Source organism: Myceligenerans xiligouense, from assembly GCF_003814695.1.
GTDB lineage: Bacteria > Actinomycetota > Actinomycetes > Actinomycetales > Cellulomonadaceae > Myceligenerans > Myceligenerans xiligouense.
In genome coordinates, this window is the sequence record NZ_RKQZ01000001.1 from 1,852,023 (window position 1) to 1,875,573 (window position 23,551).

Annotated in this window: 12 protein-coding genes; 3 read left to right on the forward strand and 9 right to left on the reverse strand. The window is 68.2% G+C overall.

Going from position 1 to position 23,551, the window contains the following annotated elements; all coding sequences use genetic code 11:
- The first annotated feature begins 59 nt into the window (after positions 1-59).
- Positions 60-2,888 (forward strand): AAA domain-containing protein, encoded by a 2,829-nt coding sequence (locus EDD34_RS07935; protein ID WP_123814091.1) that lies wholly within the window; start codon positions 60-62, stop codon positions 2,886-2,888.
- 85 nt (positions 2,889-2,973) lie between these two features.
- Positions 2,974-4,161 carry a DUF697 domain-containing protein gene (locus tag EDD34_RS07940; RefSeq protein WP_123814092.1) on the forward strand — a complete coding sequence of 396 codons (1,188 nt, stop codon included), beginning with the start codon at positions 2,974-2,976 and terminating at the stop codon, positions 4,159-4,161.
- Positions 4,162-4,252: 91 nt separating this feature from the next.
- On the opposite strand, the gene EDD34_RS07945 is transcribed toward EDD34_RS07940, so the two are convergent.
- Complete coding sequence (locus tag EDD34_RS07945) at positions 4,253-5,194, reverse strand: hypothetical protein (protein WP_123814093.1); 942 nt, start codon at positions 5,192-5,194, stop codon at positions 4,253-4,255.
- A gap of 892 nt (positions 5,195-6,086) precedes the next feature.
- Here EDD34_RS07945 and EDD34_RS07950 point away from each other — a divergent pair.
- Entirely contained in the window at positions 6,087-6,608 is a 522-nt protein-coding gene (locus EDD34_RS07950) for a hypothetical protein (RefSeq protein ID WP_123814094.1), read from the forward strand.
- Between the two features lies 1 nt (position 6,609).
- On the opposite strand, the gene EDD34_RS07955 is transcribed toward EDD34_RS07950, so the two are convergent.
- The 8 genes from EDD34_RS07955 to metH all read right to left on the reverse strand — a co-directional run bounded on the left by EDD34_RS07955 (position 6,610) and on the right by metH (position 23,396).
- Positions 6,610-8,253 carry an AAA family ATPase gene (locus tag EDD34_RS07955; RefSeq protein ID WP_123814095.1) on the reverse strand — a complete coding sequence of 548 codons (1,644 nt, stop codon included), beginning with the start codon at positions 8,251-8,253 and terminating at the stop codon, positions 6,610-6,612.
- A gap of 114 nt (positions 8,254-8,367) precedes the next feature.
- On the reverse strand, positions 8,368-13,308 hold the full coding sequence (locus tag EDD34_RS07960) for a class I SAM-dependent DNA methyltransferase (RefSeq protein ID WP_123814096.1): 4,941 nt from the start codon (positions 13,306-13,308) through the stop codon (positions 8,368-8,370).
- Positions 13,308-16,427 (reverse strand): helicase-related protein, encoded by a 3,120-nt coding sequence (locus EDD34_RS07965; protein WP_123814097.1) that lies wholly within the window; start codon positions 16,425-16,427, stop codon positions 13,308-13,310. Before EDD34_RS07965 ends, EDD34_RS07960 begins: the two co-directional genes overlap by 1 nt.
- A 220-nt stretch (positions 16,428-16,647) precedes the next feature.
- Positions 16,648-17,292 carry a response regulator gene (locus tag EDD34_RS07970; RefSeq protein WP_123814098.1) on the reverse strand — a complete coding sequence of 215 codons (645 nt, stop codon included), beginning with the start codon at positions 17,290-17,292 and terminating at the stop codon, positions 16,648-16,650.
- Between the two features lie 28 nt (positions 17,293-17,320).
- A complete protein-coding gene (locus EDD34_RS07975) occupies positions 17,321-17,608 on the reverse strand; it encodes a hypothetical protein (RefSeq protein ID WP_123814099.1) in 288 nt (95 codons plus the stop codon).
- Between the two features lie 267 nt (positions 17,609-17,875).
- Positions 17,876-19,063: a damage-control phosphatase ARMT1 family protein gene (locus tag EDD34_RS07980; protein ID WP_123814100.1), complete on the reverse strand. Its 1,188-nt coding sequence runs from the start codon at positions 19,061-19,063 to the stop codon at positions 17,876-17,878.
- A gap of 190 nt (positions 19,064-19,253) precedes the next feature.
- Entirely contained in the window at positions 19,254-19,631 is a 378-nt protein-coding gene (locus EDD34_RS07985; protein WP_123814101.1) for a hypothetical protein, read from the reverse strand.
- A 198-nt stretch (positions 19,632-19,829) separates the two neighbouring features.
- Complete coding sequence (gene metH, locus EDD34_RS07990; protein ID WP_123816401.1) at positions 19,830-23,396, reverse strand: methionine synthase; 3,567 nt, start codon at positions 23,394-23,396, stop codon at positions 19,830-19,832.
- Positions 23,397-23,551 lie beyond the last annotated feature (155 nt).

The following is a 23,551-nucleotide window of genomic DNA, read 5'->3' on the forward strand; positions in this document are numbered from 1 at the left end:
GCCCGCTGCACCCGATCGGGTGATGTCCATGAATTCCGGCATCCAGCTAACTTCGGCATATGACGTCGGCTTTGGACCCCCACCGGTACCTCGTTCTCATCCGTGATGCCCGGGACGGCGCGCCGTTCGACGACGCGACGGCGCGTGTCGTGGCTTTCTGGTTCGACGATCGATACGCCTGGCTGGAGCACACCAGTGGTGAGCCGCGCCGTCGGAAGTATCGGCCGCAGCGTGTCCGGGTGCTGCAGAAACCCCGGAGCCTGATGCCCGAGGGCCGCTGTGCACGGGTGACCTACCGCGCGAAGAACGGTGACATGGCGGCCGTCGTCGCCGCACAGGTCCTGCGCTTCGACGCGGTCGACGACTCCGGGGCGTGGATCCGCGTCTTCCACGCGAGCGGTGACGGCATGCGAACGATTCGCGAGGCCGATGTCCGGCGGATCGTGGTGGACGGGGCCGACGACGCCGAGGGCAGGCCGATCCTGGACTACTGGCGCCGCATCGCCGGCCGCCAGCCGGAAGGGCCGACGTCGCTCGTGGGGCACTACGAGGCGATGCGGATCGTCGACCGGGAATCGGCGCTGGCGCATTTCCTGCACCGTCGCCCGATCGGCCGGACCGAGGTCGAGCGGGCCGTCCTGTACCCGTTCGGGATCAACCTGAGCCAGCGTGCCGCGGTACGCAACGCTCTGGAGCACGACGTCTCGGTGATCCAGGGGCCACCGGGTACCGGCAAGACCCAGACCATCCTCAACATCATCGCGAACATCGTGCTGGATCCCGGCGCGACCGTGGGCGTCGTCTCCCTCAACAACGAGGCCGTCAAGAACGTCGGCGAGAAGCTGCACGACGCCGGGTACGACTTCGTCGTCGCCGGGCTCGGCCCGAAGGCGAAGCGGGAGGCGTTCTTCACGGCGGTCCCGGATCTCCGCACCGCGCGGACGGTGCACCGGCTCGAGCATTCCGCGCGTACCGACGACGACGGTGCGGCCACGGACACCAAGCTCAAGAACCTCGACAAACGCCTGGTCAAGTTGCAGGAGCTCGATCGCGAACGTGCGCAGAAGTCCGGCGAGCGCGCTGCCTACGAACTCGAGCAGAGCCACTTCCGCGAGCACCTGGACCGGCACGAGATCCCGCCACTGGACGACTTCCCGCTGCTGTGGCGCTCGTCGAGGCGGATCCTCGCGCTGCTCGTCGACAACGCCCTCGGACCGCTCACCACGACGCGTGCCCAGCGCATCCGCCGGTGGCTCCGGCAGTACCTGCGGTACGGGATCATCCGTTCTCTGGACCCCGAGGACACCGAGGTGGTCCTGCGGCTGCAGGAGGCGTACTACGAGCGCAGGATCGCGGAGCTGCGACGGCGGGTGGAGCAGATCGACCGGAGGCTCGAATCGGCGAAGTACAAGGACCTTCGCGGACGCCTCGTCGGGATGTCGCAGGCGTTGTTCGGTGCCGAGATCGCCGCGCGGGAGTTGCCGGAATCCACCGCGCTGCCCTCGTATCCGCGTCTCACACGTGAGCTCCTTCAGGAGTTCCCCGTCGTGCTCAGCACCTGTCACTCGCTCCGGGCCGGCCTCCCCGACGGCGAGCTCCTCGACTACCTGATCGTCGACGAGGCATCCCAGGTGGATCTGGTGACCGCCGCCGTGGCGATGGCTCTCGCCCGCCGGATCGTCGTCGTCGGAGACTCGCGACAACTGCAGCACATCGCGAAGAAGGCGTATGCGGAAGGGCTCCGGGCGCCGTCGTCGGACACCGACTACCTTCGGCACAACCTCCTGTCCGCTGTGATCGCGCGGTACGGTGACGACCTGCCCGAGGTGACCCTCCAGGAGCACTACCGCTGCGACCCGATGATCATCGGGTACTGCAACAAGAAGTTCTACCGGGACGAGCTGATCCCGTTCACGCAGGACAATCCCCGTGTCGCGCGGCCGATGCGCGTCGAGCTCACCGCGCCGGGCGGGCACATGCGCTCGGTGAAGGGCAAGGGCGCGTACAGCCAGCGGGAACTGGATCAGATGTCGCAGGAGGTGCTGCCCGGGTGGCTGGCGCATCGTCGGCCCGAGGACTGCGCGCTGGTGTCACCGTTCCGGCTGCACGCGGACGAGGCCGCGACGAACCTGCGCCCGTACATCGCCGCCGACACCGTCCACAAGTTCCAGGGGCGTGAGCGTGCGGCGGTCAGCTTCACCACCGTCATCGACGACACCAAGCAGGGGAACCTCCGCGTGCAGTTCGTGGACCAGCCGCACCTGGTGAACGTCGCGGTCTCGCGGGCCAAGGAGGAGTTCGTCCTGGTGACGCACCACTCGATGCTGCCCAGGACGCGGCACATCCACGACCTGATCGGGTACATCAGGTACCAGGACCCGGGCAACATCCGCGAGAGCGACCTGGTGGGCGTGTTCGATCTGCTGTACCGCGACTTCTCGCAGCGGCTCCGCCCGCTCGCGAAGCGCGTGGTGCCGCGCGGGGAGTCACCGGCGGAGGCCATCGCGTGGACCGTGCTCGACGACGTCCTCGGCGCCGAGGAATACTCGAACCTCGGGCTGTCGGCTCAGATGTTCGTACGGAACCTGGTCCCGGAGCCTTCCGTCCTGACGCCCCGGCAGAAGGAATATGTCGACAACGGGGCAAGCGTCGACTTCCTCGTGCACAACCGCGTGACCAACCGGCCGGTGCTCGCGATCGAGGTGGACGGCTGGCAGTTTCATCGCGGGGATTCGCGCCAGACGACGAGGGACAGGCGGAAGGACGCGATCTTCGGTCGTATCGGAATCCCGCTGCTCCGCCTGGAGACGACCGGGCACGGAGAGGAACAGCGCATCCGCGAGGCGCTGGACAAGGCGCTGGGAGAACAGTGGGAGGAACTGGCGTGAGGAGTGTACGCAGCCGTCAGGGTAGGGCGATTCACCCATTCGGGTAGGGGCGTCGGGCCTGCTCAGGCCGGTAGTGTGCGTCGCTGTGAACACCAACGCCGAAGAGCACGAAGGTGTCGATCCCGAGGACGTGCTGAAGGCCGCGGAAGCAGAGCGGTCCCGGATCGGGCGGTTCAACCTGGCTGTCGTGGGCGGGACCGGCGTGGGCAAGTCGTCGCTGATCAACGCGGTCTTCGGATCGGATCACGCGCGTACCGGCGTGGGGCTGCCGGTCACGCGCGGAATCAACTATCACAAGAACTCCGACGGCACCCTGGGCATCTGGGACTTCGAGGGATTCGAGGTCGGCACCAGCATGCGGCCGGCCGACATCGTGCGCGAGAATCTCGCGATGATCGCCGCCGGCCCGCCGGGGCAGCGGATCGCCGCGGTCTGGTACTGCGTGGCGTCGTCGTCGGCGCGATTGCAGCCCGCCGAGATCGATGTGCTTGCCGAGTTCAAGGCGCAGGGACTGCCCGTCGTCGTCGTGCTGACGAAGGTGGCGCGTGCTCGCACCGGCATGAAGGTCAGCGTCGGATCAGGACTGACGCGGGACTGGGCGATCTCCGACGACGCTCGGGCGATGCTCGATTGGTTCGAGGATCCCAGGTCTGCCGACGGCACACCGATCGATCTGCCGATCGACGCCGTCGTCGCGACCGCTGCCGTCGATCAGGGACGGTTCGGGGGCCCGATGCACGGACTCGAGCAGCTCCTTGAGGTCACGCGGGAGCTGAGCCCGGCGGAGTGGGACGACGCGATCAAGGTCGCACAGAAGATCGTGCCGGATCTGAAGCGCGAGATGTGCCGCCGAGTGATCTCCGCAGCTGCGACGGCCGCAGGCGGTGTGGCCTTCGTGCCGATCCCCGTCGCCGACGCCGTCGCCCTGTCCGGCATCCAACTCGCGATGATGGGCAAGATCTGCGCCTACTACGGGATGGACCTGAAGGTCCTCGGTAGTGGGCAGCTCATCACGCAGCTCGCCGTACAGTTCGCGGGTAAGGCGCTGGCGCGCAGCCTCCTCAAGTTGATTCCGGGTGCGGGGATGTTCGTCAACGCTGCCGTGGCCGGTGGACTGACCTTCGCGACGGGCGAGGCGTGGATGCGATTCTGCGAGGCCGTCTCCACCGGCAAGGTCAAGGTCGAAGACATCGAGGAGGCGTGGGGAGCCTATGCGCCGTCGGTTCCGCAGGTGATCGACGGGATCCGGAAGTTCAGCACGATGAAGCGGTAGAGAACGCCTGCCGGCTGGCAGGATCGGTTCATGTTGAGAGAACTCAGGCTGCCTTGCTCCACTGTTCGGCGCGAGTCTCTTGGAAGCAGGCCTACCGGAGACCGGGCAGCAGCGTAGTGAGGTCGATGACCTCAACTCCCGCCTGTCTGGTGAATTCAGCAACGGTCATCTCGTCCGCCATGCCGGCAGGCGTGCGGAGCCGCAATGAGGCTTTGGACAGCGTCTTGGCGGCGTTGCGCTTGCTCTGGGTCAGGAACCGCACCGGCAACTGCCCGACGACGAAGACTTGTCGACGCCGCCCGGAATCGTCCAGCGACAGGCCCACCACGTCCGCGAAGAGCCCGCGCTGGCGCATCCCGTCGGAGCCCTTCCAGCTTGAGAGCTTGAACTCCGCGACCCGCAGGTTCGTCTCGAGGTCGAAGACGCGGTCCGGGTCGTTGCCCGCGCCGAGCGAGGGGCGCTTGAACACTTGCTCGCCTTTCTCGAGCACCAGCGGCAGCGTCTGCGTGATGACGGCTGCGTGAATGAGTGTGTCGAGCATGCCGACCCGCTCACGGACCACGAGCGCCGCGTCGACCAGGTCCTCGTCGAAACCGGACTCGATGGCAACGCGCGAGCTCTCATCTCTGCCGGCGCCGACAAGACTGGCCTCGAGGCCGGTCAGGGTGGAAGTGAGGGCGTTGGCCGACATGAAGCCATCGAGCCGGCGGAATGCCTCGACAGCGCTCTCATCGCTCAGGCCCTCGGTAGCGACGACGTCAGGTAGCCCAGACACCCGCGGAGCGACCTTCTGAGCGCCTGGGATCGGGCTTGTGGAGAAGCCGAGGCGTTGGAAGATGCGGATCGCGAAGTGGGTGACGAAGGGCTCGTCGTACAGGCCCGTGGCCGCCCGAAAGGCTTGCTTCGGCGGGAAGCGCCGTCCGTCGATGTCGACCCAGTGCGTCCGGATCGGGTCTGGCTCGACACGCGAGACGCGGTACCTGATCGTCGCAGGGTCAAGCGAGTACGGCCGGCCATTCAGTACGAACTCCATGACGAATCGCGCCCTACGCGTTCATGACCAGACCAGCGAGCGAGAGCTCGCCGGCCTTGGTGTACCAGTCCGAGACATGGTCAAGCACGCGCATCAGTTGGCCGGCGAGTGCGTCGTGGACCATGTCGGCACCCTACCGAAGCGTCGGGGTCATGGGAGTTGTCAGAAGGCTGCTGCGGAGGTCCGACGACGACGCGGCCCTGTTGACCGAGCATCTCAAGCCCGCACCTGAGCATGCCCAGGCGATGGTCGTCGCTGGCTACCGATGCTGGTGCCGGAACCTGGTCTCGTCCGATGCGGAGCTCGAGCCATGAGCAGCGGCTGAGAACGGCGTGGTGGTCAACCACCTTGGCGCGATCCTGGCCGCCGTCATCGAGGAGTGCGAGCAGGCCAAGGGGCATTGATGGTCCGGAGAGAAGGACTTATTGTACTTTTTAAGTATCTTATATCATAAGGCTCATTAGCGGTTCCCGGCGTCACCGCAGTTCACGGCGGTGGAGCACCGGGCGTGGATCCGCGGTGGATCCGGGAGTCAGAGCCCGTCGTGGGCGACGACGGGCGGGAGATGGTCAAGCAGACCGTCTCGGCGCGAGGGTTCTACAGGGTGGCGTGGCGACGGATGGCCGCCAACACCGGGGAACGGACACTCATCCCGGCGATCATTCCGCCGGGGGCGGTGCATGTCGACGGAGTTTCGAGCGGTTCTGCGCCTCAATCTCACCCATCTGCGGTGCCGCTCGTTGCTGCCGTTGCGGCTTCGCTCGTTCTGGACTTCGCGATCCGAGCCGTTCCGAAGGGAGACATTCGTGGTGCAACACTGAATCGTCTGCCTATCGCCCGGAAACCTGAACTGCGCGATGATCTGCTCTTACGATCTCTACGCTTGAACTGTGTGACCTCGGCGTACGCGGAACTGTGGCAGTCCTGCTGGGCTGAGGAGTTCCTGACGGACTCGTGGGCGTCGTTGGACCATATCCTCGGCGAGCCGGGCGCCGTCGTCGACTCCGAGCGGACGCCGCTGGCCGCCGTCGGACCCGAATGGACCCGGGACACACTCCTACGCAAGGCGGCAGACCGTCGTCGCGCCCTGCTGGAGATCGACGCCCTGGTCGCCCTGTCACTCGGGATCACGGCAGACGAGCTGTGCACGATCTACCGCACCCAGTTCCCGGTCCTGTACGGCTACGACCGTAAGGAATACCTCTACGACGCCAACGGCAGACTCGTGCCCACCTCGGTCCAGCAGGTCTGGCGCAAGAAGGGCGGCAACGAGGGAACCTTCACTCCCGAAGACCTGACCGCCACCCACGCCGGCTCCGGCATCGACTACCGGTACGACCTCCCCTTCGTCCACCTCGACCGCGAAGCCGACCTCCGCACCGCCTACACCGAATTCCAACGACGACTCGTGTAGGTCACAGCCGCAGTAGTGTCACCTGCTTCCCGGTCGGTGTGGTCTCGGTGGTACGACTGATGCGTTCGTGGATGTCGGGGGCGTTCTTGCGCTGGTCGAAGATCACCAGGACGCCGGAGTCCTGGGCCGTCCGGTCGAGGTAGCCGTCGATCTGCGCCAAGCCCTGCTCAAGCGGATCGCCGCTGCGGCTGCGCCACACCTTCAGTTCGAGGACCTGCTTCTGCACATGCCGTGTCCCGTCGGATGAGATCCAGGGCCAGCGAATGAGCAGATCGATGCGACGTCGTCCGACACCGTACTCGCGGTCGATGAAGCCGTGACCGTTGATGGCGCGGTGCAGGTAGCCCATGAGTACGAGCTGGGCGGCGACTTCCTTGTACGAGGCGCCTTCGGTGAGGACCTCGCCGTTCTCGCGCCAGAACTCCGTGAATTCGGACAGCAGCAGGTCGATGTCCAGCGTGCCGTCGTCGCGCACGAAGGTACGCGGGTCGGTCTCGATGTTGTCTTCCGTCCATGCTGCCAGGACCCGGACGATGACTTCGCGGTAGATCGAGTTCGCCACCCGTACCGGCTTGTCTCGGGCGACGAGTCCGAGATCCGTCACGTAGGACAGATCGTCGTTGTACTCTCCGCCCGCAGCGGTGAACCCGCCGGCGATGAGCGGCTGAATAATCCGCTTGACCCGTGGTTCACGCAGCTTGTCCACGAGGGAGTCCAGATGCGTCGCTCGTGCACGGATCAGGCGCTCCCGCGCCACCGCGACATGCTCGGCTGTGACCGGTTCCGATAGAGGCACAGCCATCTTGAAGGACGCCGTCATCTCGTCGGCCAGCGCGTTGACCAGCCACGGCTGACCGCCGGTGGCTTCATACACAGCGTCCAGCGCTTGTGGAGTGAACTCCTGGCCGGTGTCCAGGGTGTGCTGCCCGTAGAGTTCCGCGATGTCGTCGCGGGTGAAGTTGCCCAATCTCAGGGACTCGGCCTTGATGTTGAACGGACTGGCCGAGCTCAACCGCGTCGGGTCGCCGCCCGAGGCAGCCTTGTAGTCGCGTACATCCCGGAGCCCGCACAACACAATGGAGGACGGGAACGCCTCGGGCCGGATCTCGTAACCGTCCCGGATCTGCCGGAGCACGCTGATCAGGCTCGTGCCGATCACGGAGTCGATCTCATCCATGAACAGCACGATCGGCCTCGGGCACACTTCCGCCCATGCGGACAGCCCCGCGTTGATCTTCATCAACGCGGCAGACTCCGGCCACTCGGGTGGTCGCAGTTCCTCGGGCAGATCGATCAGTGCCCGCTGTCGGATCGCGCCAAGAATTGCGTCCTGTGCTGCGACGTAGTCGTCCTGCGCCGCCCCGGCCGCCTGGCATGAGAACGCCAGCGCCGCGTACTTCCCGCTCGCCGTGAGCTCCTTCGCCAGCGCGCGGATCGTCGTCGTCTTGCCCGTCTGCCGCGGCGCGTGTACCACCAGGTAGAGCTCACGCTCGATCAGAGCTGAGACGTCCGACAGGCGCTCAGCCGCCGGCACCATGTAGTGCTTGGCCGGATCGCACGGCCCAGCGGTGTTGAAGAAGCTCACGTCCTCAACGTAGTCGACGCCGTCGACTACGTGCTGCGGACCTGCGGTGAACGCGGTCATGGCGGTCCTCCTGGAGCGCTCGGAATCGGGCGAGTTCCAGTGGACACCGCACGCGACGATCACGCAGGCGGAAGCAATCCTGAGCAGAAGACAACTTGACAAGGACCGCTGACATCACTCGAGGCGTCGTTCGAACTCCGTGTAGGCGGCCCGGAGGTCGGCTTCGCGGTTGAGGTGGTGGAACGGGAGCTGGTAGGTGTATTCGATCCCGGAGCCAGGGTGGAACGCGGTCAGGTCCTCGTCCGTGAAGGTGCCGTCGTTATGGCCCTTCTTGCGCCAGATCTGCTGGACACTCGTGGGGACGAGGCGTCCTGCCGTGTCGTAGAGGTAGTCCTTGCGGTCGTAGCCGTACAGGACGGGGAACTGGGTGCGGTAGATCGTGCACAGCTCGTCTGCCGTGATCCCGAGTGACAGGGCGACCAGGGCGTCGATCTCCAGCAGGGCGCGGCGGCGGTCTGCCGCGTTGCGTAGGGGTGTGTCCTCGGTCCATTCGGGTCGGACGGCGGCCAGCGGCGTCCGCTCGGAGCCGACGACGACGCCCGGTTCGCCGAGGATATGGTCCGACGACGCCCACGAATCCGCCAGGAACTCCTCCGCCCAGCAGGCCTCCCACAGTTCTGCGTATGCCGAGGTCACACAGTTCAAACGGAGCACCCGCAGCAGGAGTGGGCGGCGAAACCACTGGTCGATGCCGAAGGGCATCCGCTCGATCGTGCTGAACAGGATCTCCGACTTCGGGACCGCACGGACCGAGAAGTCAGCGAGCAACGAGCCGACGAATGCCAACGCGAGAGGCAAGGTCTGCGAGATGCTCTGGGGTATTGCGAAGGTGTGAACAGGGTGTACGTGCGCGGCCCCCGGCGGAACGATCGCCGGGATCAGTGTCCGTTCTCCGGTGTTCGCGGCCATCCGTCGCCACGCCACCCGGTAGAACCCTCGCGCCGAGACGGCCTGCTTGACCATCTCCCGCCCGTCGTCGCCCACGACGGGCTCCGACTCCCGGATCCACCGTGGATCCACGCCCGGCGCTCTATCGCCTTGACCTGCGGTAACGCCAGGAACCGTTAATGAGCCTTCTGTCACATCGAAATCAGCCGGGATTGTGCGGGTCCAGTGTGTGTACGCCGCGTCATAGCCAGCACGGTCACCGCGCGGCTTGTAGGACGTAGTCGGGACCGCATCGGCGGGCAGAGTCTCCAGGTCAACGGCGGACCAGTCCTGCTGGTGCAACATCGTCGCGTTGGGGGATTTGTAGCCCGGCGTGCCATTCCAAAGATGAGGGCCCTGGAGGATCACGTCATTCCACGAATCGGCCGGACCCCACTCCGACTCAAACCTCCCCTTCTTGCGGTCGATGCTTTCATCCCAGCCACGCGAGAATTGCAGCCCGAGTTCCCCTATCCGCCGCGCACGCGACAACTTGTCCAACACCGCCACCGTGGCGCGGTTGACCGCATAAACCATCCGGGACTGGCCGATCGCAACATCGTCGGATTCGAGGATCTCGTGCCAGACCTGGAGGGTTTCGTTCGTGACATGTACGATCCGGCCACGATGAGGTCGGACATCCCATCGACCGTTCTCGTCCTTGATCCCCGGCTCGTCGCCCATATTTTCTTTGAGAGCAAGGGTTCGATCGACCGTGTCAGGATGATAGAGCGAGGCAGCCTGCATGAAGTCAGGTTCGGAATCGATGCCATAGACGTTGATGCCGTACCGTTTTTGGTCCTGAATCTCGAAAAGACCGAGCTCATTGATGAACTGCCAGTGCCGCCGCAGTCTCCGATAGGTCTCCGCCCGCAGCACCCCGGCCTTCTCGTCCGTGAAGTGGCTCTCCAAGTGGATCAACCCCACGGTCCCGCCGCCGCCCACCAAACCTGCCGGTGACATGTGTCGCCAGGTCTGTTCCATGAAGCAGCGGTACAGGTCTGGCTGGAGGCCCTTGAGGTGCGGGTACTGGGCAGCAGTGCCGAGAAACGCGGCCGTCACCGCGACGTCGGCCGTGCCCTCGATGACCAGCTCGCGCATCCCCGGGAACGACAAGGCGTACTCGCGGTGTTCCTTGTCCTCCGCCTGGGTGGACTTGGCCTTGAGCTGCCACCACGGATCTGCCTCGGCGAGGAGGGCGGCGACGTCCGAGCGTGGCCGCACCCACGGCGGGTTCCCCACCTGCAGGTCGAAACCGCCGCGCGACGAGAAGACCGACGCGAAGTCGAGCTCCCAGTGGAAGAAGCCCTGGCGCTTGGCGACCTGCTGGACCACCCTGAACCAGGGGTGGGCGTCGAGCAGGCGGGGGATCGAGACCGCGCCGTAGGTCTTGATCTCCGTGTCCTCGGCGAGGCCCAGCTTGTCCCAGGTGTCGGTGTCCAGCAGGGTCTGGTTCCCGCCCTGCATCTTCCGGCCCCGGCCGGAAGACTCCGTCCCGACGTGCGTCCCCAGTAGTGCGGTCAGCCCGGCGATCCACTCGTCGATGTTCGGCGGCGTCACGTCCTCGTCGACTCCGGTCAGCGGCCAGAACCACATCGCGCACCACGCGTCCATCGCGAGCCGGAGCCGGCGGTACGCGGTCTCGGTGTCTTTCAGGTACGCCTCGACTTCTTCGCGCGAGACGGCGTCGTCGGCGGGCAGATCCTCCGCCTCCCACACGTCGATCGACCGCCGGACGAACGACTCGGCCTTGCGCAGCCGCTGCACCGTGAAGTCCCACAGGATCTCGACCCGCTGCGCGAGGCCCGCCAGTGCGTCCGCCTGCTTCTTCGACGGCGTGACCAGCACCGTCTTGCGCCAGTCCTTCAGCGCGGCCAGAGCCTCGGGCGCGAGTTCCTTCGCCTCCTTGGCATCCACAGCCGAGCCCCAGCCCTTGGCCGGCAGCAGGAAGTGGTGGATCCCGTCCGCGACCGGGGCAGGCTCGCCTGTCGCCGGGTCCAGCAGAGGACGGTCGGCCGGGACGGCGTCGTCGGACAACCATGCCTTCTTTTTCAACTGATCCGGCCGGAACACCGCACGCCGCGCCCCGATCAGCGAGTTGCCCCGGCGTAGGTGCAGGCCGAACCACGGCGCGGCCAGGCCCTTGCCCATGGTGTCGAGCCACAGCGAGATCTCCGCCAGCTCGACGGCGGTCGCGTTGAGGTCCACCCCGTACACGTTGTGCAGGGCGATGTACGCCTTGACCTTCTGGAGCTCCGCCGGGTAGGCGTCCGGATCGATCCGGGAACCGCCCGCGGCCTCGACCTCGGCCTGGCGCCGCTTCAGGTACTCGGCGGCGAGCTGCCGCACCGCCTCGATGGCGAACGCGCCCGAGCCGAGTGCCGGCTCGCAGACGGTGAGATCCAGGATGTCGCGGGCCGACGTCGTCGTCCCGTCCTGGTCGAGCAGTTCCTCAAGTGCCTGGCCCACCGTGAAGCGGGTCAGGACCTCCGGCGTGTAGTACGACGCCGACTGCTGCCGCTCACGGCCCGCCAGCCGGAACACGAAGGTGCCGCGCTCGTGCACCACGGGCTTGTTCTCACCCGTGACCGGATCGGGCTTGCGCACCAGGTCTTCGGGCGAGATCCCGTGCGACCGCCCCACCGGAACCACCCAGGAGCCCTTGATGGCGTCGCCGCCCTTGGCGACCTCGGACAGGTCCTCCTCGGCGAAGAAGCCGGTGTACGACATCAGGCCCTCGTACACCGCGCCGAGCTGGTTGATCCCGAGTTCCGCGTACGAGATGAACCCGCGGTCCTTGCCCTTGGACTCCTTGCTCAGCAGCAGATGCTGCAGCACCTGCTGGAGCGCGGCGTTGCCGAGGCCCACCGCGTCGATGTGCGCGGTGGCCGGCGCCGCGAAGAGGTCGGCGCGCAGCTCGTTGAACGTCAGCCCGGCGCGTCCGTCGAAGCCTGCCTCTCCGTCGGCCTGCGCGAGGTCTCCGGAGTCGCCCGCGTCGGCAGCGCCGTCGTGTCCTTTGTCGACCAGCCGGAACAGGATCGCCAGCGAGCGGTACAGGTGCGTGCCCTCGGCGGCCCGCTGGTCCGCCAGGTCCACCAGCACCAGCTCACGCAGGCGGTCGAGGCTGTACCCCTGCTCGTACACGGGATCGCCGATGGGCAGCACGCCCAGTTCCGGGGACGCCTCCGCGTACAGCAGGAACAGGATCCGGTAGAGGAACCGCAGCGACTGCTTCGCCAGCGGCTGCGCCTCTTCCTTCGCGAGCGGTTTCAGCCCTGCCGCGGCTCGGCGCCGGACCACCTCGTTGGCGATGATCTCGACCGACAGGCGCACACCCTCGCGGAGGTCCTGCGAGACCCCCACCGTGTGGTTGACGGACTCCTTGAGAACCTCCGGCCACCACAGCGAGCCCTGCGCGTCCGGCGCCAGGGACTCCGCGTCCAGGCACACGAGGGCGCGGTCGGTCTCGCCGCCGCGCTTGTCGTCGGCGCGCTCGGCGATCACCTGCAGGTCGACGGCGAGGTAGCGGCCCTCCGGCCAGCGTGACTTCTCCGCGAGCAGGGCCCAGCCGCCCGCCAGGACCAGTGCGAACTCCGGCGGGGAGTCCTGGACGAACAGATGCGAGAGCAGCCGGGCGACGGAGTGGATCTGCGTCTTCTCGTCGGCGTCGTACGGCTCCAGCAGCGTCCGGTCCGCGGGGCGGGGCTTCTCCGGATCGCCCTTGGCCAGCAGCGACTCCACGTCCTTCACCGCGACCGCCTCGACGATCACCAGGGGCGCCGTCGCCTCCAGCCCCGTCGCGTGGATCCACTCGACGGGACCGTCCTTCTTGGACTGCAGCGCGGCCGTGCGGTAACCGAGGACCTCTCGCAGCCGCCGGTACAGGTCCGGGAGTGCGTCGAAGCGGCCGCCGTGCTCGCCGAACCCGGCGAACGCCTTCAGCAGGTCGCCGCGAGCCGCGAGCCAGCGGGAGCGGGACGTCCCGGCGTGGTCCTTCTCCTTGGCGGCGGCGTCCCAGGCCTTGCGCCGTTCGTTGACCTTGAACTGGAAGGACTGCTTGCCGTCCGTGGTGAAGTAGTGCTCGCTGATCCACTCCTCACCGACGACGATCGCGTCGCTCGCGGCCATCAGCGCTCACCCCTTCCGTCGTTCTCCGTGTCCACGTCTTCCGTGCCCAGGCCTTCCACATCCAGTTCCTGCGGCACCACCACCAGCAGCGGTCGCAGCAGTGTCTTGTCCGGTGCCATCTCGGCCGCCAGACGCGTCTCGGCGTCCACGCCCTCCTGCCGCTTGGTGAGATCGCCGCGAGCGGCGCCCACCGTGCGACTGAACAGCGCCGATGCGTCCATCCGCCACGCCCGCGTCCGTGCCGTCCAGGCCTTGACACGGTCCGTCGCCTCGTCGCGCACGGCGTCGACGTGCGACTCGACCTGGGCCTCGGCCAGGTCGACGGCAGCCCGCACGAAGCCCCCGAGCGCCCGGGCGCCGGCAATCGCGCCGGTGTTCGTGGCCGAGAGGGTGAGGGACGCGACGGCATCGGACACCGACTCGTGCACCGTCAGCAGCCCGAACCCCGGGTTCTCCGGGTTCGGGTGCTCCGACGTCAGGAACGACGCCGCGACGACCTGCCCGCGCGTGTTCGTGAGCGTCGCCTGCACCAGCACCGTCACCGAGTCGACGTCGCCCCGCACCGCGAACACCTGGTTCCGGCCGAGCGCTGCGAGCGCGCGATCCCCGGCCCATTCGAGCACCGGGTGCAGCGGCGCGAGGTAATGCGCCTCCGGCCACGTGGACGTCGACTCCGTGGTCCGGGCGTTGGCCAGTTCCGTGCGCCCGCGCGCCGGGGACGCCGCCAGCCGGAGCGTCTCGTTCACCCGCCGCGCGGCCAGGTAGGACTGCGGCAGCACCTCGAGCCGCTGCCGCAGATCCTTCGGCGGCTTCAGACTCGCGATCTGCGTGCCGGGGAACTGCTTCCAGGCGACCCCGTTGGCGGGCTCCAGCCCCGGCGTCTCGTAGACCTGGGTGAGTGCGTCGTCGAGGAAGACCAGGTCGTCGTCGTAGACGCCGGTCCGTCCACCGGTCGTCACGTCGGTCGTCGTGGCGTCGGGCGACGTCGTGCCGTCGCCCGACGATGTCGGCTCGTCAGCGCTCCCCATGTTCATGAGCCGTGCGAGCAGCCCCGCCGGCCCGTCGGCGGCGACCACTGACTCGACAGGGGCGACGACATCGTCGACCTCCTTGGCGCCGCGCAGCACCTGCGCGATCTTCTTCTCCTCGGCGGGCACGGAGTACTCGCCCATGAGGGAGGCGGTGTCGCCGAGCGCGGTGTGCGCCTCGTGCTCGCGCCGCACGAGCGCGGTCAGGACGCGGAGGTCGCCGCCGAACCGCCGGGTGGTCCGCGGCTCCAGGAGCAGGGTGGTGATCTGAGGGCTGTGCTTCTGGCCGTAGCGGTCGATGCGGCCGTTGCGCTGCTCGATCCGGATCAGGGACCACGGGATGTCGTAGTGGAAGAGGTGATGGCAGTGCGAGTGGAGGTTCACGCCCTCGGAGGCGACGTCGCCGGTCACGAGAACCCTGATGGGGGAGGACGCCAGCTTGAACGACTCGACGATCTCCTGCTGGTCGACGTCGGACAGGCCACCGTGCAGCACCTCGACCTGCGAGATCTCCGACTTCTCGACTTTCAGTCCCAGATCCTTGGCGAGCCTCGCCTGGAGCCAGCCCAGCGTCGCGACGCGCTCGGCGAAGACCACCGCGCGGGTCTCGGAATTCCGGCCGACGCCGATGGCCCGCAGCTCTGCCAGGAGCTTGTCGTACTTCGCGGACGGTTCCGCCAGGGCCCGTGCGGCGAGGGCCTTGAGGTGTTCCAGCGCCTGGCGTTCCTCGGCGGCGGTGGCCTGGCCGGCGTCGGGCACGAGGACACCGGAAGCGTCGGCCGGCTCCGCGCCGTCGTCGGACACCTCCTGCGACATGAGGCTGTCCTGATCGCCTGCGGCGATCTCGCGCCCCTTGGCCAGCGATGTGAGGCGCGCGTTCACGGATTCCAGGAGCGCCTGGGGGGAGGAGAGGAACGCCTTGGCGAGCGTCCACGGGAAGAGGCTCGCGCCACCCTTTCCGGAGTACGGGCTGCGGCCGTTCACCGGCCAGAGCCACGTGTCCTCCAGCTCCCGGGCGATCTCCTCCTCGACCGGCGCGGCCGGGACGGAGAGGTTGCGCGGTTCCTTGCGCTCGGCCCAGTCGGACCCGACGGCGTTCGCGACGTCCGGGCTGTGGCGGTGACGGCGGATGATGAGCCGCCGCACCTGGTCCTCGTCGAGGCTGCCGTCCGGGCGGACCGCCGACGGTTCGAGCATGCGCACGAGCGCGGCGAACGAGCGCGGGTCGCCGTTGTGCGGGGTCGCGCTGGCGAGGACCAGGGCGCTGGTCCGCTCGGCCAGCAGGCTCGCGAGGCGGGCGTTCTGCGTCCCCGCGTTCGTCACGTTGTGACTCTCGTCGATGACGACGGCGTCCCACTCGTGGTTGCGCAGGTGGTTGACGTACTTGTTCGACTTGAGGGTGTCGATCGAGATGATGACACGGCGGAAGTACGTGAACGGGTTGCGGTTCGCCGGGAGTTTCTGGCGGATGCGCTGGATCCCGGTCGAGTCCAGGCGGACGAAGGGCAGCGCGAACCGCGTCCACAGCTCGAACTGCATCTGTTCGAGCACGTGCTTCGGGGTGACCACCAGGATCCGCTCGCCGCGGCCGCGGCGGACCAACTCGGAGAGGATCATGCCGATCTCCAGGGTCTTGCCGAGGCCGACGGCGTCCGCGAGCAGGATGCGGGGCCGCAAGTTGTCGGGATCGAGGGCCTGGCGGACGGCCTGGAGCTGGTAGGGGAGCGGATCCGCGAGGGCTCGGTGGGCCGTCGTCAGCGCGGGGTCTGCGATCGGGATGGGTGTCTTGCGGAGCATCGCCTCCAGCCAGAGGCGGGACTTGCGGTAGCGCGGGCTGTCGTCGGCGACGACGTCGGTGGCGCGAGGATCGGAGACGACGACGTCGTCCAGCGCCGTGCTGAATGTCGCGCTCGTGTCCCGGACGAGGTCCGACAGCCCGATCACGGAGACGTTGTGGCCGTCACGTGTCGGCTCGACCCGGGTGACCAGCCATTCCTCGTCGCGTACCACGACGGTGGCGCCCGGGGCGGCGCCGAAGCCTCGCGGTTCGTCGACGCCTGGTACGCGGGTGGTCTCCGTGGCAGACGGCACGTGCTCCCTCTCGGGGTCGGTTCATGGGGTGGGAATCTGCGTCACCGCTGGTGCGGTCGCTGACTCGTCGGATCGATCGTACTCATGAATAGGGCCGCGCGACTCGCCCGAACGGGTGAACCTGGGTGACCGGTTCGGGCGATGCGCGAATCGGGGAAGCGCAGAGTGAACGGGATCTGTGCCTGCTGACTCGTGTCCGGTTCATGGCCGAGCGGCGCGACTATGCGTCGATGCTCGCGAGTGCGACGACCACGGCGAGTTCGGCCCGGCTGACGAGGTCGAGCTTTGTCGTCGCGTTCTTGACGTGGGCCTTCACCGTGTTCGGGGACATGTTCAGGCGGCGCCCGATCTGGTCGTTGGTGTGACCGGCGACGAGCGCGGCGACCTCGCGCTCGCGGTCGGTGAGCTGGGCGAGTTGCGTCCTGGCCGTCGTGACCTTGGTGTGCCGGGTCGGCGCGGAACGCCTGATGACCGCGGAGGCCGCGCCGGAGCTGAGTGCGGCCCCGCCCTCGGCGACGGCGTTCAGGTGGGCCGCGAGCGTCATCGGGTCGTCGTCCTTGGACAGGAAACCTGCGGCGCCGGCCCGCAGGACCCGCATGACGGCGTCCTCGGAGCCGAAATTGGTCAGGGCGACGAACCGCGGCGCTTCGGGCCGGTCGGCGTTTCGGCGGATCGCCTCCTCGCCGCCGACCCGTGCCATCTGAAGGTCGATGAGCACGACATCGGGCCGGTGGCGAGCGATCTTCTCGGGAACCTGGTCGCCGTCGTCGGCCTCCCCGACGACATCGATGCCCTGCGAGCCGAGGATCGTCCGAAGCGAGTTCCGGACATAGGCGTCGTCGTCCACGATCAGCACTTTCGTCACGGTCCTACGGTATCCGGCGGGTCACGTGTCATATCCACTGCTGGCGTCGAGCCTCGCCGCGCATTGTGCGCAGCTCAGCGAGCCATGCCCGAACTTGTTCGTCGTTGTGCAGGTAGCGGCCGCTCTCGTCCGCCGGGAGATCGATTCCATAGAGGCGCTCCAGCGCCCACCAGGACAGGTCGTCCCAGACGACCCCGTCCTCCAACACCCACCTCGCCGCCCAGCGGTCAGCCTCGTCCCGGGACAGCCGACCCGCGACAACCTCAACGAAGCGGTCCTCGATCTCGTCAAGAGTCGGCTGGCCGCTGGCATCCATGCCTCGACCGTGTTCCAAGTCAGGTGTCCCCTATCCGTGCAGCAGCCCCCTCCGTCATCCGGGCCTCCTCCCGGGAGTGTAGGCCGCACCGAGACGTCGGTCACGTGCCTGGTGACAAGCCTCTGGCGGGATGGCGGGACGGGAAACGACCGCTGGATGCACCGGCGTCGAACACGCGTCGAACCCGTGCGACGCTCGGCGACCCCGAGAACGACGAAGCCCGCCTCCTGGCGGGGAGGACGGGCTTCGAGCGACGAGGGGCCGGGCTCAAGTTCGGACGTGTACGACGGCGTGGGTGCCGTCGGTGCGCCAGCCAGGCACTGTGGCGTTCAGGTGTTCAAGCCGGTCGGGTGTGGCCCCGACAGCGACGTCCGACTTGAGGGTGCGCAGGGCCGCGACGGGAGCCGGGAAGTAGCCGGTGGCGTCGGCGAACGGTGTGGTCGGGTTCCAGTGGGCATCGCCGACGAGGCGGCGGTAGTTCAGGTCGCCCTTGACGATCACCACCACGGCGGCCGAGAGCTCGTCGACCAGGTCCCGCGGGAGCTGGTGAAAGGTCCCGGGCGTGCACCAGAAGCCGTGGGCGCGCACCTGGAGCCGGTCGGCAGCGATCGCTTGCTGGAGCCGGTCCGCGATCCCCGCGGCAGCGCCCGGCGCTGCGGCCAGGCGTCGCAGTACTGCGAGAAGGTCGGTCGTGGTCGCGTCCGAGACGTAGTACGGGTGCGGCTTGAGGTGCAGCACGGCCTTCGCCGTGCGCCCGGTCTCCAGGAGGCGGTCGATCAGGACGAGGTCCGCGGTCAGTTCCCGGCCGGCGTTGTCGGCGACCAGATGCACGGGTCCGGCCGAGGCCTCCACGAGCTGCCACAGGGCTGCCGAGTCGTCGGCGATCAGGTCGTCGACCCGGTCACGGCCGGTCGAGGACGGGTCCGAGAGACGGAACCCGAGATCCGCCCGGTTGCCCCACAACGACGCGGCCAAGGCCGCTGCGAGCCCTTCGGCCGGCGGGGCAGTGACCAGGCCGTCGAGCTCGGACAGGTCCCGGTCGAGGTCTGGTGAGTCGAGTTCGGCCAGCTTCTGCGGGGCGAACGGGTCCACACCGCGCCACGGCCCTTCGCCGAAGTATCCGGTGGCTTCGAGCAGCAGCCGGTAGAAGTACGACTCGGCCCACAGGAACGGCACGTCCACCCACCGCCGGCCGACATATCCTGCAGCGGACTCGCGCCAGAACGCGGCGTCGACGGCGCTCGCGGGCAGTTCGGGGATCGCGCCGTCGAGCGTGGACAGCAGGTGATCGAGCGCGTCCTGCACAGCACGTGGGTACGGAACAAGACGCCGGACGGTGGCAATGATGTCGGGATGCCGCCGTAGCATGACACCCTCCGCGAACGAACCGGGCACGTTCGACAGGATGGGCGCCGGATCCTGCGCGACCGTCGTCGGGCCGCTGGTCTCAGTCATGCAGTACTTCCTTCCGGATCGGCAACGTGCAGCAGGACGGCACCGGCCGAGCTGGCGACGGCGACCTGCCCTCCTGCTGGGTGGAACGCGGCGCACTGAGCGCTGGCATCGACGCGGACCTGCGAACTTCCCGGTCCGTCCAGCGCCCATCGACGCACCGTCCCGATCCGGGTCGCGGATTCCTGGGGCGCTACAGGTCGAACTTCCAGTCCTCGAGCCGGGAGTGGACACCGACGTAGTTGATCGCCATCTGCTCCCGGACCTCCGGCTCGTATCGGGCCAGGCACGCCTCAGCGGTCCGCAGATCGAAGAACGCGCCCATCTGCGCGACCACGTTGTCGTCCTCGGCGAGCAGGACGACCTCGTAGATCGTCTCGGGCGATCGGTAACCCCTCGGCAGCCGCATCCAGTACGAACGCCACGTTCGAAAGTGCCAGGACCCAAGCCGCATCCGAACCCTCCGCCAGCTCTGCATCTCGAACGCGAACACCCCGCGAGCATAGGCGGCTGGGCCGACGACGACCGCCGCGCCGCCCGCGAACCACCAGCCGAAGGACCCGGACAGCATTCACGCGTCGAAGATGTCCGGGAGCGATGTCCGGCAGCGTTGACTGGGAGGGGGATCCTGGCACGAATGCGACAGAGATTGCCGTGCTGAGGTACGCCCAGCGACGGGTACGGGAGCCCCGGCGATCCGTCCGGGACTCTGACCAGCCAGGACCAGCCAGAACGGGTTCCACCAGGTCGGACGCCCCACCCCCGGAAGTCACACGGAGAAGTACTTGCACTCCGGATGATGAAACACGAGCGCATCCGTGCTCTGCTCCGGATGCAGCTGCAGCTCATCACTCAGCTCCACCCCGACCCGCTCGGCCCGCAGCAGCTCCATGATCTTGCGCCGGTCCTCCATGTCCGGGCACGCCGGGTACCCGAGCGACATCCGCGCCCCGCGGTACTCCAGCTTGAACATGCCCTCGACGTCGTCCGGTTCCTCGTCGGCGAACCCGAGCTCGCCGCGCACCCGCGAGTGCCAGAACTCCGCCAGCGCCTCCGTGAGCTGCACGGACAGGCCGTGCAGTTCCATGTACTCGCGGTAGTGGTTCCCCTCGAACAGCTTCGCCGTGTGCGCGGCCACGGAGTCGCCCACGGTCGCGAGCTGCACCGGCAACACGTCGTAACGTCCGGTCTCCTCGACCCAGGAGCGCGGCTTGATGAAGTCGGCCAGGCACAGGTGCCGGTCCCGTCGCTGCCGCGGGAAGGTGAACCGCAACCGCTCGGTCCCCGGCGACCCGCCGGACCCGCCGTCGGGCGCCGTCAGCCCGGCCAGGCCGGGCCCGTGGTGCGCGACGACGACGTCGTCCCCCTCCGACCACACCGGGAAGTACCCGTACACCACGGTCGGGTCCAGGATCGACTCCGTCCGGATCCGGTCCAGCCACTCCTTGAGCCGCGGCCGGCCTTCCGTCTCGACCAGTTCCTCGTAGGAGGCGCCGTCGGCCGAACGCCCCGGCTTCAGCCCCCACTGCCCCATGAACGTGGCCCGCTCGTCGAGGAACGCGGCGTAGTCCGCGAGCTGCAGCCCCTTGACGATGCGCGTCCCCCAGAACGGCGGCTCCGGCACCGGGTTGTCCAGAGCGACGTCGGACCGGGCGGGCAGGTCCTCCACCGCCGTCTCGGTCACCTTCACCACGTTGTGCCGCCGCGTGCGCAGCGCCGGCAGCCCCACCTCGTCCACGGATGCCCCGCGCGCCACCTTCACCAGCGGCTCCATGAGCCGCAGCCCCTCGAACGCGTCGCGGGCGTAGCGGACCGTTCCGTCGAACATCCCGGCCAGGTCGTCCTCCACGTACGTCCGCGTCAGCGCCGCCCCGCCGAGCAGGATCGGCCACCGCTTCGCCAGCCCGCGCGAGGACAGCTCCTCCAGGTTCTCCTTCATCACCACGGTCGACTTCACCAGCAGCCCCGACATGCCGATCACGTCGGCGTCGTGCTCCTCGGCCGCCTCGATCATGGCGGAGATCGGCTGCTTGATGCCGATGTTCACTACCGTGTAGCCGTTGTTGGTGAGGATGATGTCGACGAGGTTCTTGCCGATGTCGTGCACGTCGCCGCGCACGGTCGCCAGCACGATGGTGCCCTTCGAACCGGACTCGCCCTCGACCCGCTCCATGTGCGGCTCCAGCAGCGCCACGGCGGTCTTCATGACCTCCGCGCTCTGCAGCACGAACGGGAGCTGCATCTCGCCCTTGCCGAACAGCTCGCCCACCACCTTCATGCCTTCCAGCAGGTGGTCGTTGACGATGTCCAGCGCCTTCATGCCGTCGCCGAGGGCCTGCTCGACGTCGTCGTCCAGGCCCTTGCGGTTGCCGTCGATGATGCGGCGGGCCAGCCGCTCGCCGACCGGCAGGGCGGCGAGCTCGGCGGCCCGCGCGTCGCGCATGGCGGCGGTGTCGACGCCCTCGAACATCTCCAGGAGGCGGGACAGCGGGTCGTAGGTGATCTCCCCGGCGTCGTCGTACCGGCGGCGGTCCCAGACCAGGTCGAGCGCGACCTCGCGCTGCTCGTCCGGGATCGCGTTGAGCGGCAGGATCTTCGCCGCGTGCACGATCGCGCTGTCGAGGCCGGCCTCGGTGGCCTCGTGCAGGAACACGGAGTTCAGCACCGTGCGCGCGGCCGGGTTCAGCCCGAACGACACGTTCGACACGCCCAGCGTGGTGTGCAGGCCGGGGTAGCGGCTCGTGAGCTCGCGGATCGCCTCGATGGTCTCGATGGCGTCGCGGCGCGTCTCCTCCTGGCCGGTCGCGATGGGGAAGGTGAGGCAGTCGACGATGATGTCGTCCACGCGCATGCCCCACTGCTGGGTGAGGGTCTCGATGAGGCGGGTCGCGATCGCGACCTTGCCGTCGGCGGTGCGGGCCTGCCCCTCCTCGTCGATCGTGAGTGCGACGACGGCGGCCCCGTGCTCGACGACGGCCGGCATGATCCGGGCGAACCGCGAGTTCGGCCCGTCGCCGTCCTCGAAGTTCACCGAGTTCACGACGCCGCGCCCGCCGAGCAGCTCCAGGCCCGCCCGGATCACCTCCGGCTCGGTCGAGTCGATGACCAGCGGCAATGTCGACGCGCTGGCCAGGCGTGAGACCACCTCGCGCACGTCGGCCACGCCGTCGCGCCCCACGTAGTCCACGCACACGTCCAGCAGGTGCGCGCCGTCGCGGGTCTGGGCGCGGGCGATGTCGACGACGTCGTCCCAGCGCGATTCCAGCATCGCCTCACGGAACGCCTTCGACCCGTTCGCGTTGGTGCGCTCGCCGATAGCCAGGTAGGAGGCGTCCTGGTGCAGGTCGGTGTGCGAGTAGAGGGAGGCGACGCCGTTCTCCCGCTCGGGGCGGCGATCCGGCAGGGCGTTGCCCCGGACGACGTCGACCACCTGGCGCATGTGCTCCGGCGTCGTGCCGCAGCAGCCTCCGACCAGGCCCAGCCCGAACTCGCGGGTGAACTGCTCGTGCGCGGCGGCCAGCTCCTGGGGCGTGAGGGGGTAGCTCGCACCGTTCGGCCCGAGCACCGGCAGGCCCGCGTTCGGCTGGCACATCACCGGCATCTCCGCGTGCCGGGCCAGGTGGCGCAGGTGCTCGCTCATCTGGTCCGGGCCCGTGGCGCAGTTCAGGCCGATCGCGTCCACGCCGACCGCCTGGAGCGTGGTGAGCGCCGCGCCGATCTCCGAGCCCATGAGCATCGTGCCCGTGGTCTCCACCGTGACGGACGCGAGGATCGGGACGCGCTGCCCCAGCTCGGTCATCGCCTGCTTCGAACCGGAGATCGCCGCCTTCGTCTGGAGCAGGTCCTGGCTCGTCTCGACGAGGATCGCGTCCGCGCCACCCTCGATCAGGCCCGCCGCCTGCTCCGCGAACGTGTCCCGCAGGTGCGCGTACGTGGTGTGCCCCAGGCTCGGCAGCTTCGTGCCCGGGCCCATCGAGCCAAGGACCCAGCGGGGGTGGTCGGGCGTGGTGTGGGCGTCGGCGCGCTCGCGGGCGAGGGCCGCGCCGGCGCGGGCCAGCTCGCGGATGCGGTCGTCGATGCCGTAGTCCGACAGGTTGGACCAGTTGGCGCCGAACGTGTTGGTCTCGATCGCGTCCACGCCCACGTCGAGGAAGGCGTCGTGGATCTCTGAGATCAGGTCCGGGCGGGTGACCGTGAGGATCTCGTTGCAGCCCTCCATGTCCTGGTAGTCCGCCAGGGTGGGGTTGGCCTGCTGGATCATGGTGCCCATCGCGCCGTCGGCCACGACCACGCGCTCACGCATGGCGCCGAGCAGGGCGGCCGCCCGCTCGGGCATGGGCAGGGCCGGGGCAGCGGAGGGAGCAGCAGTCACGATTCGCAGCGTAACCCGCGGCGGTTTCCGGGGCGGGAAAGGACCGGAGGCTGGAACCGGGCGGGCGGGCCCTTCGGCCCTACCCGGATGCGGCGCGCGGCGGTGAACTGTATTCACCT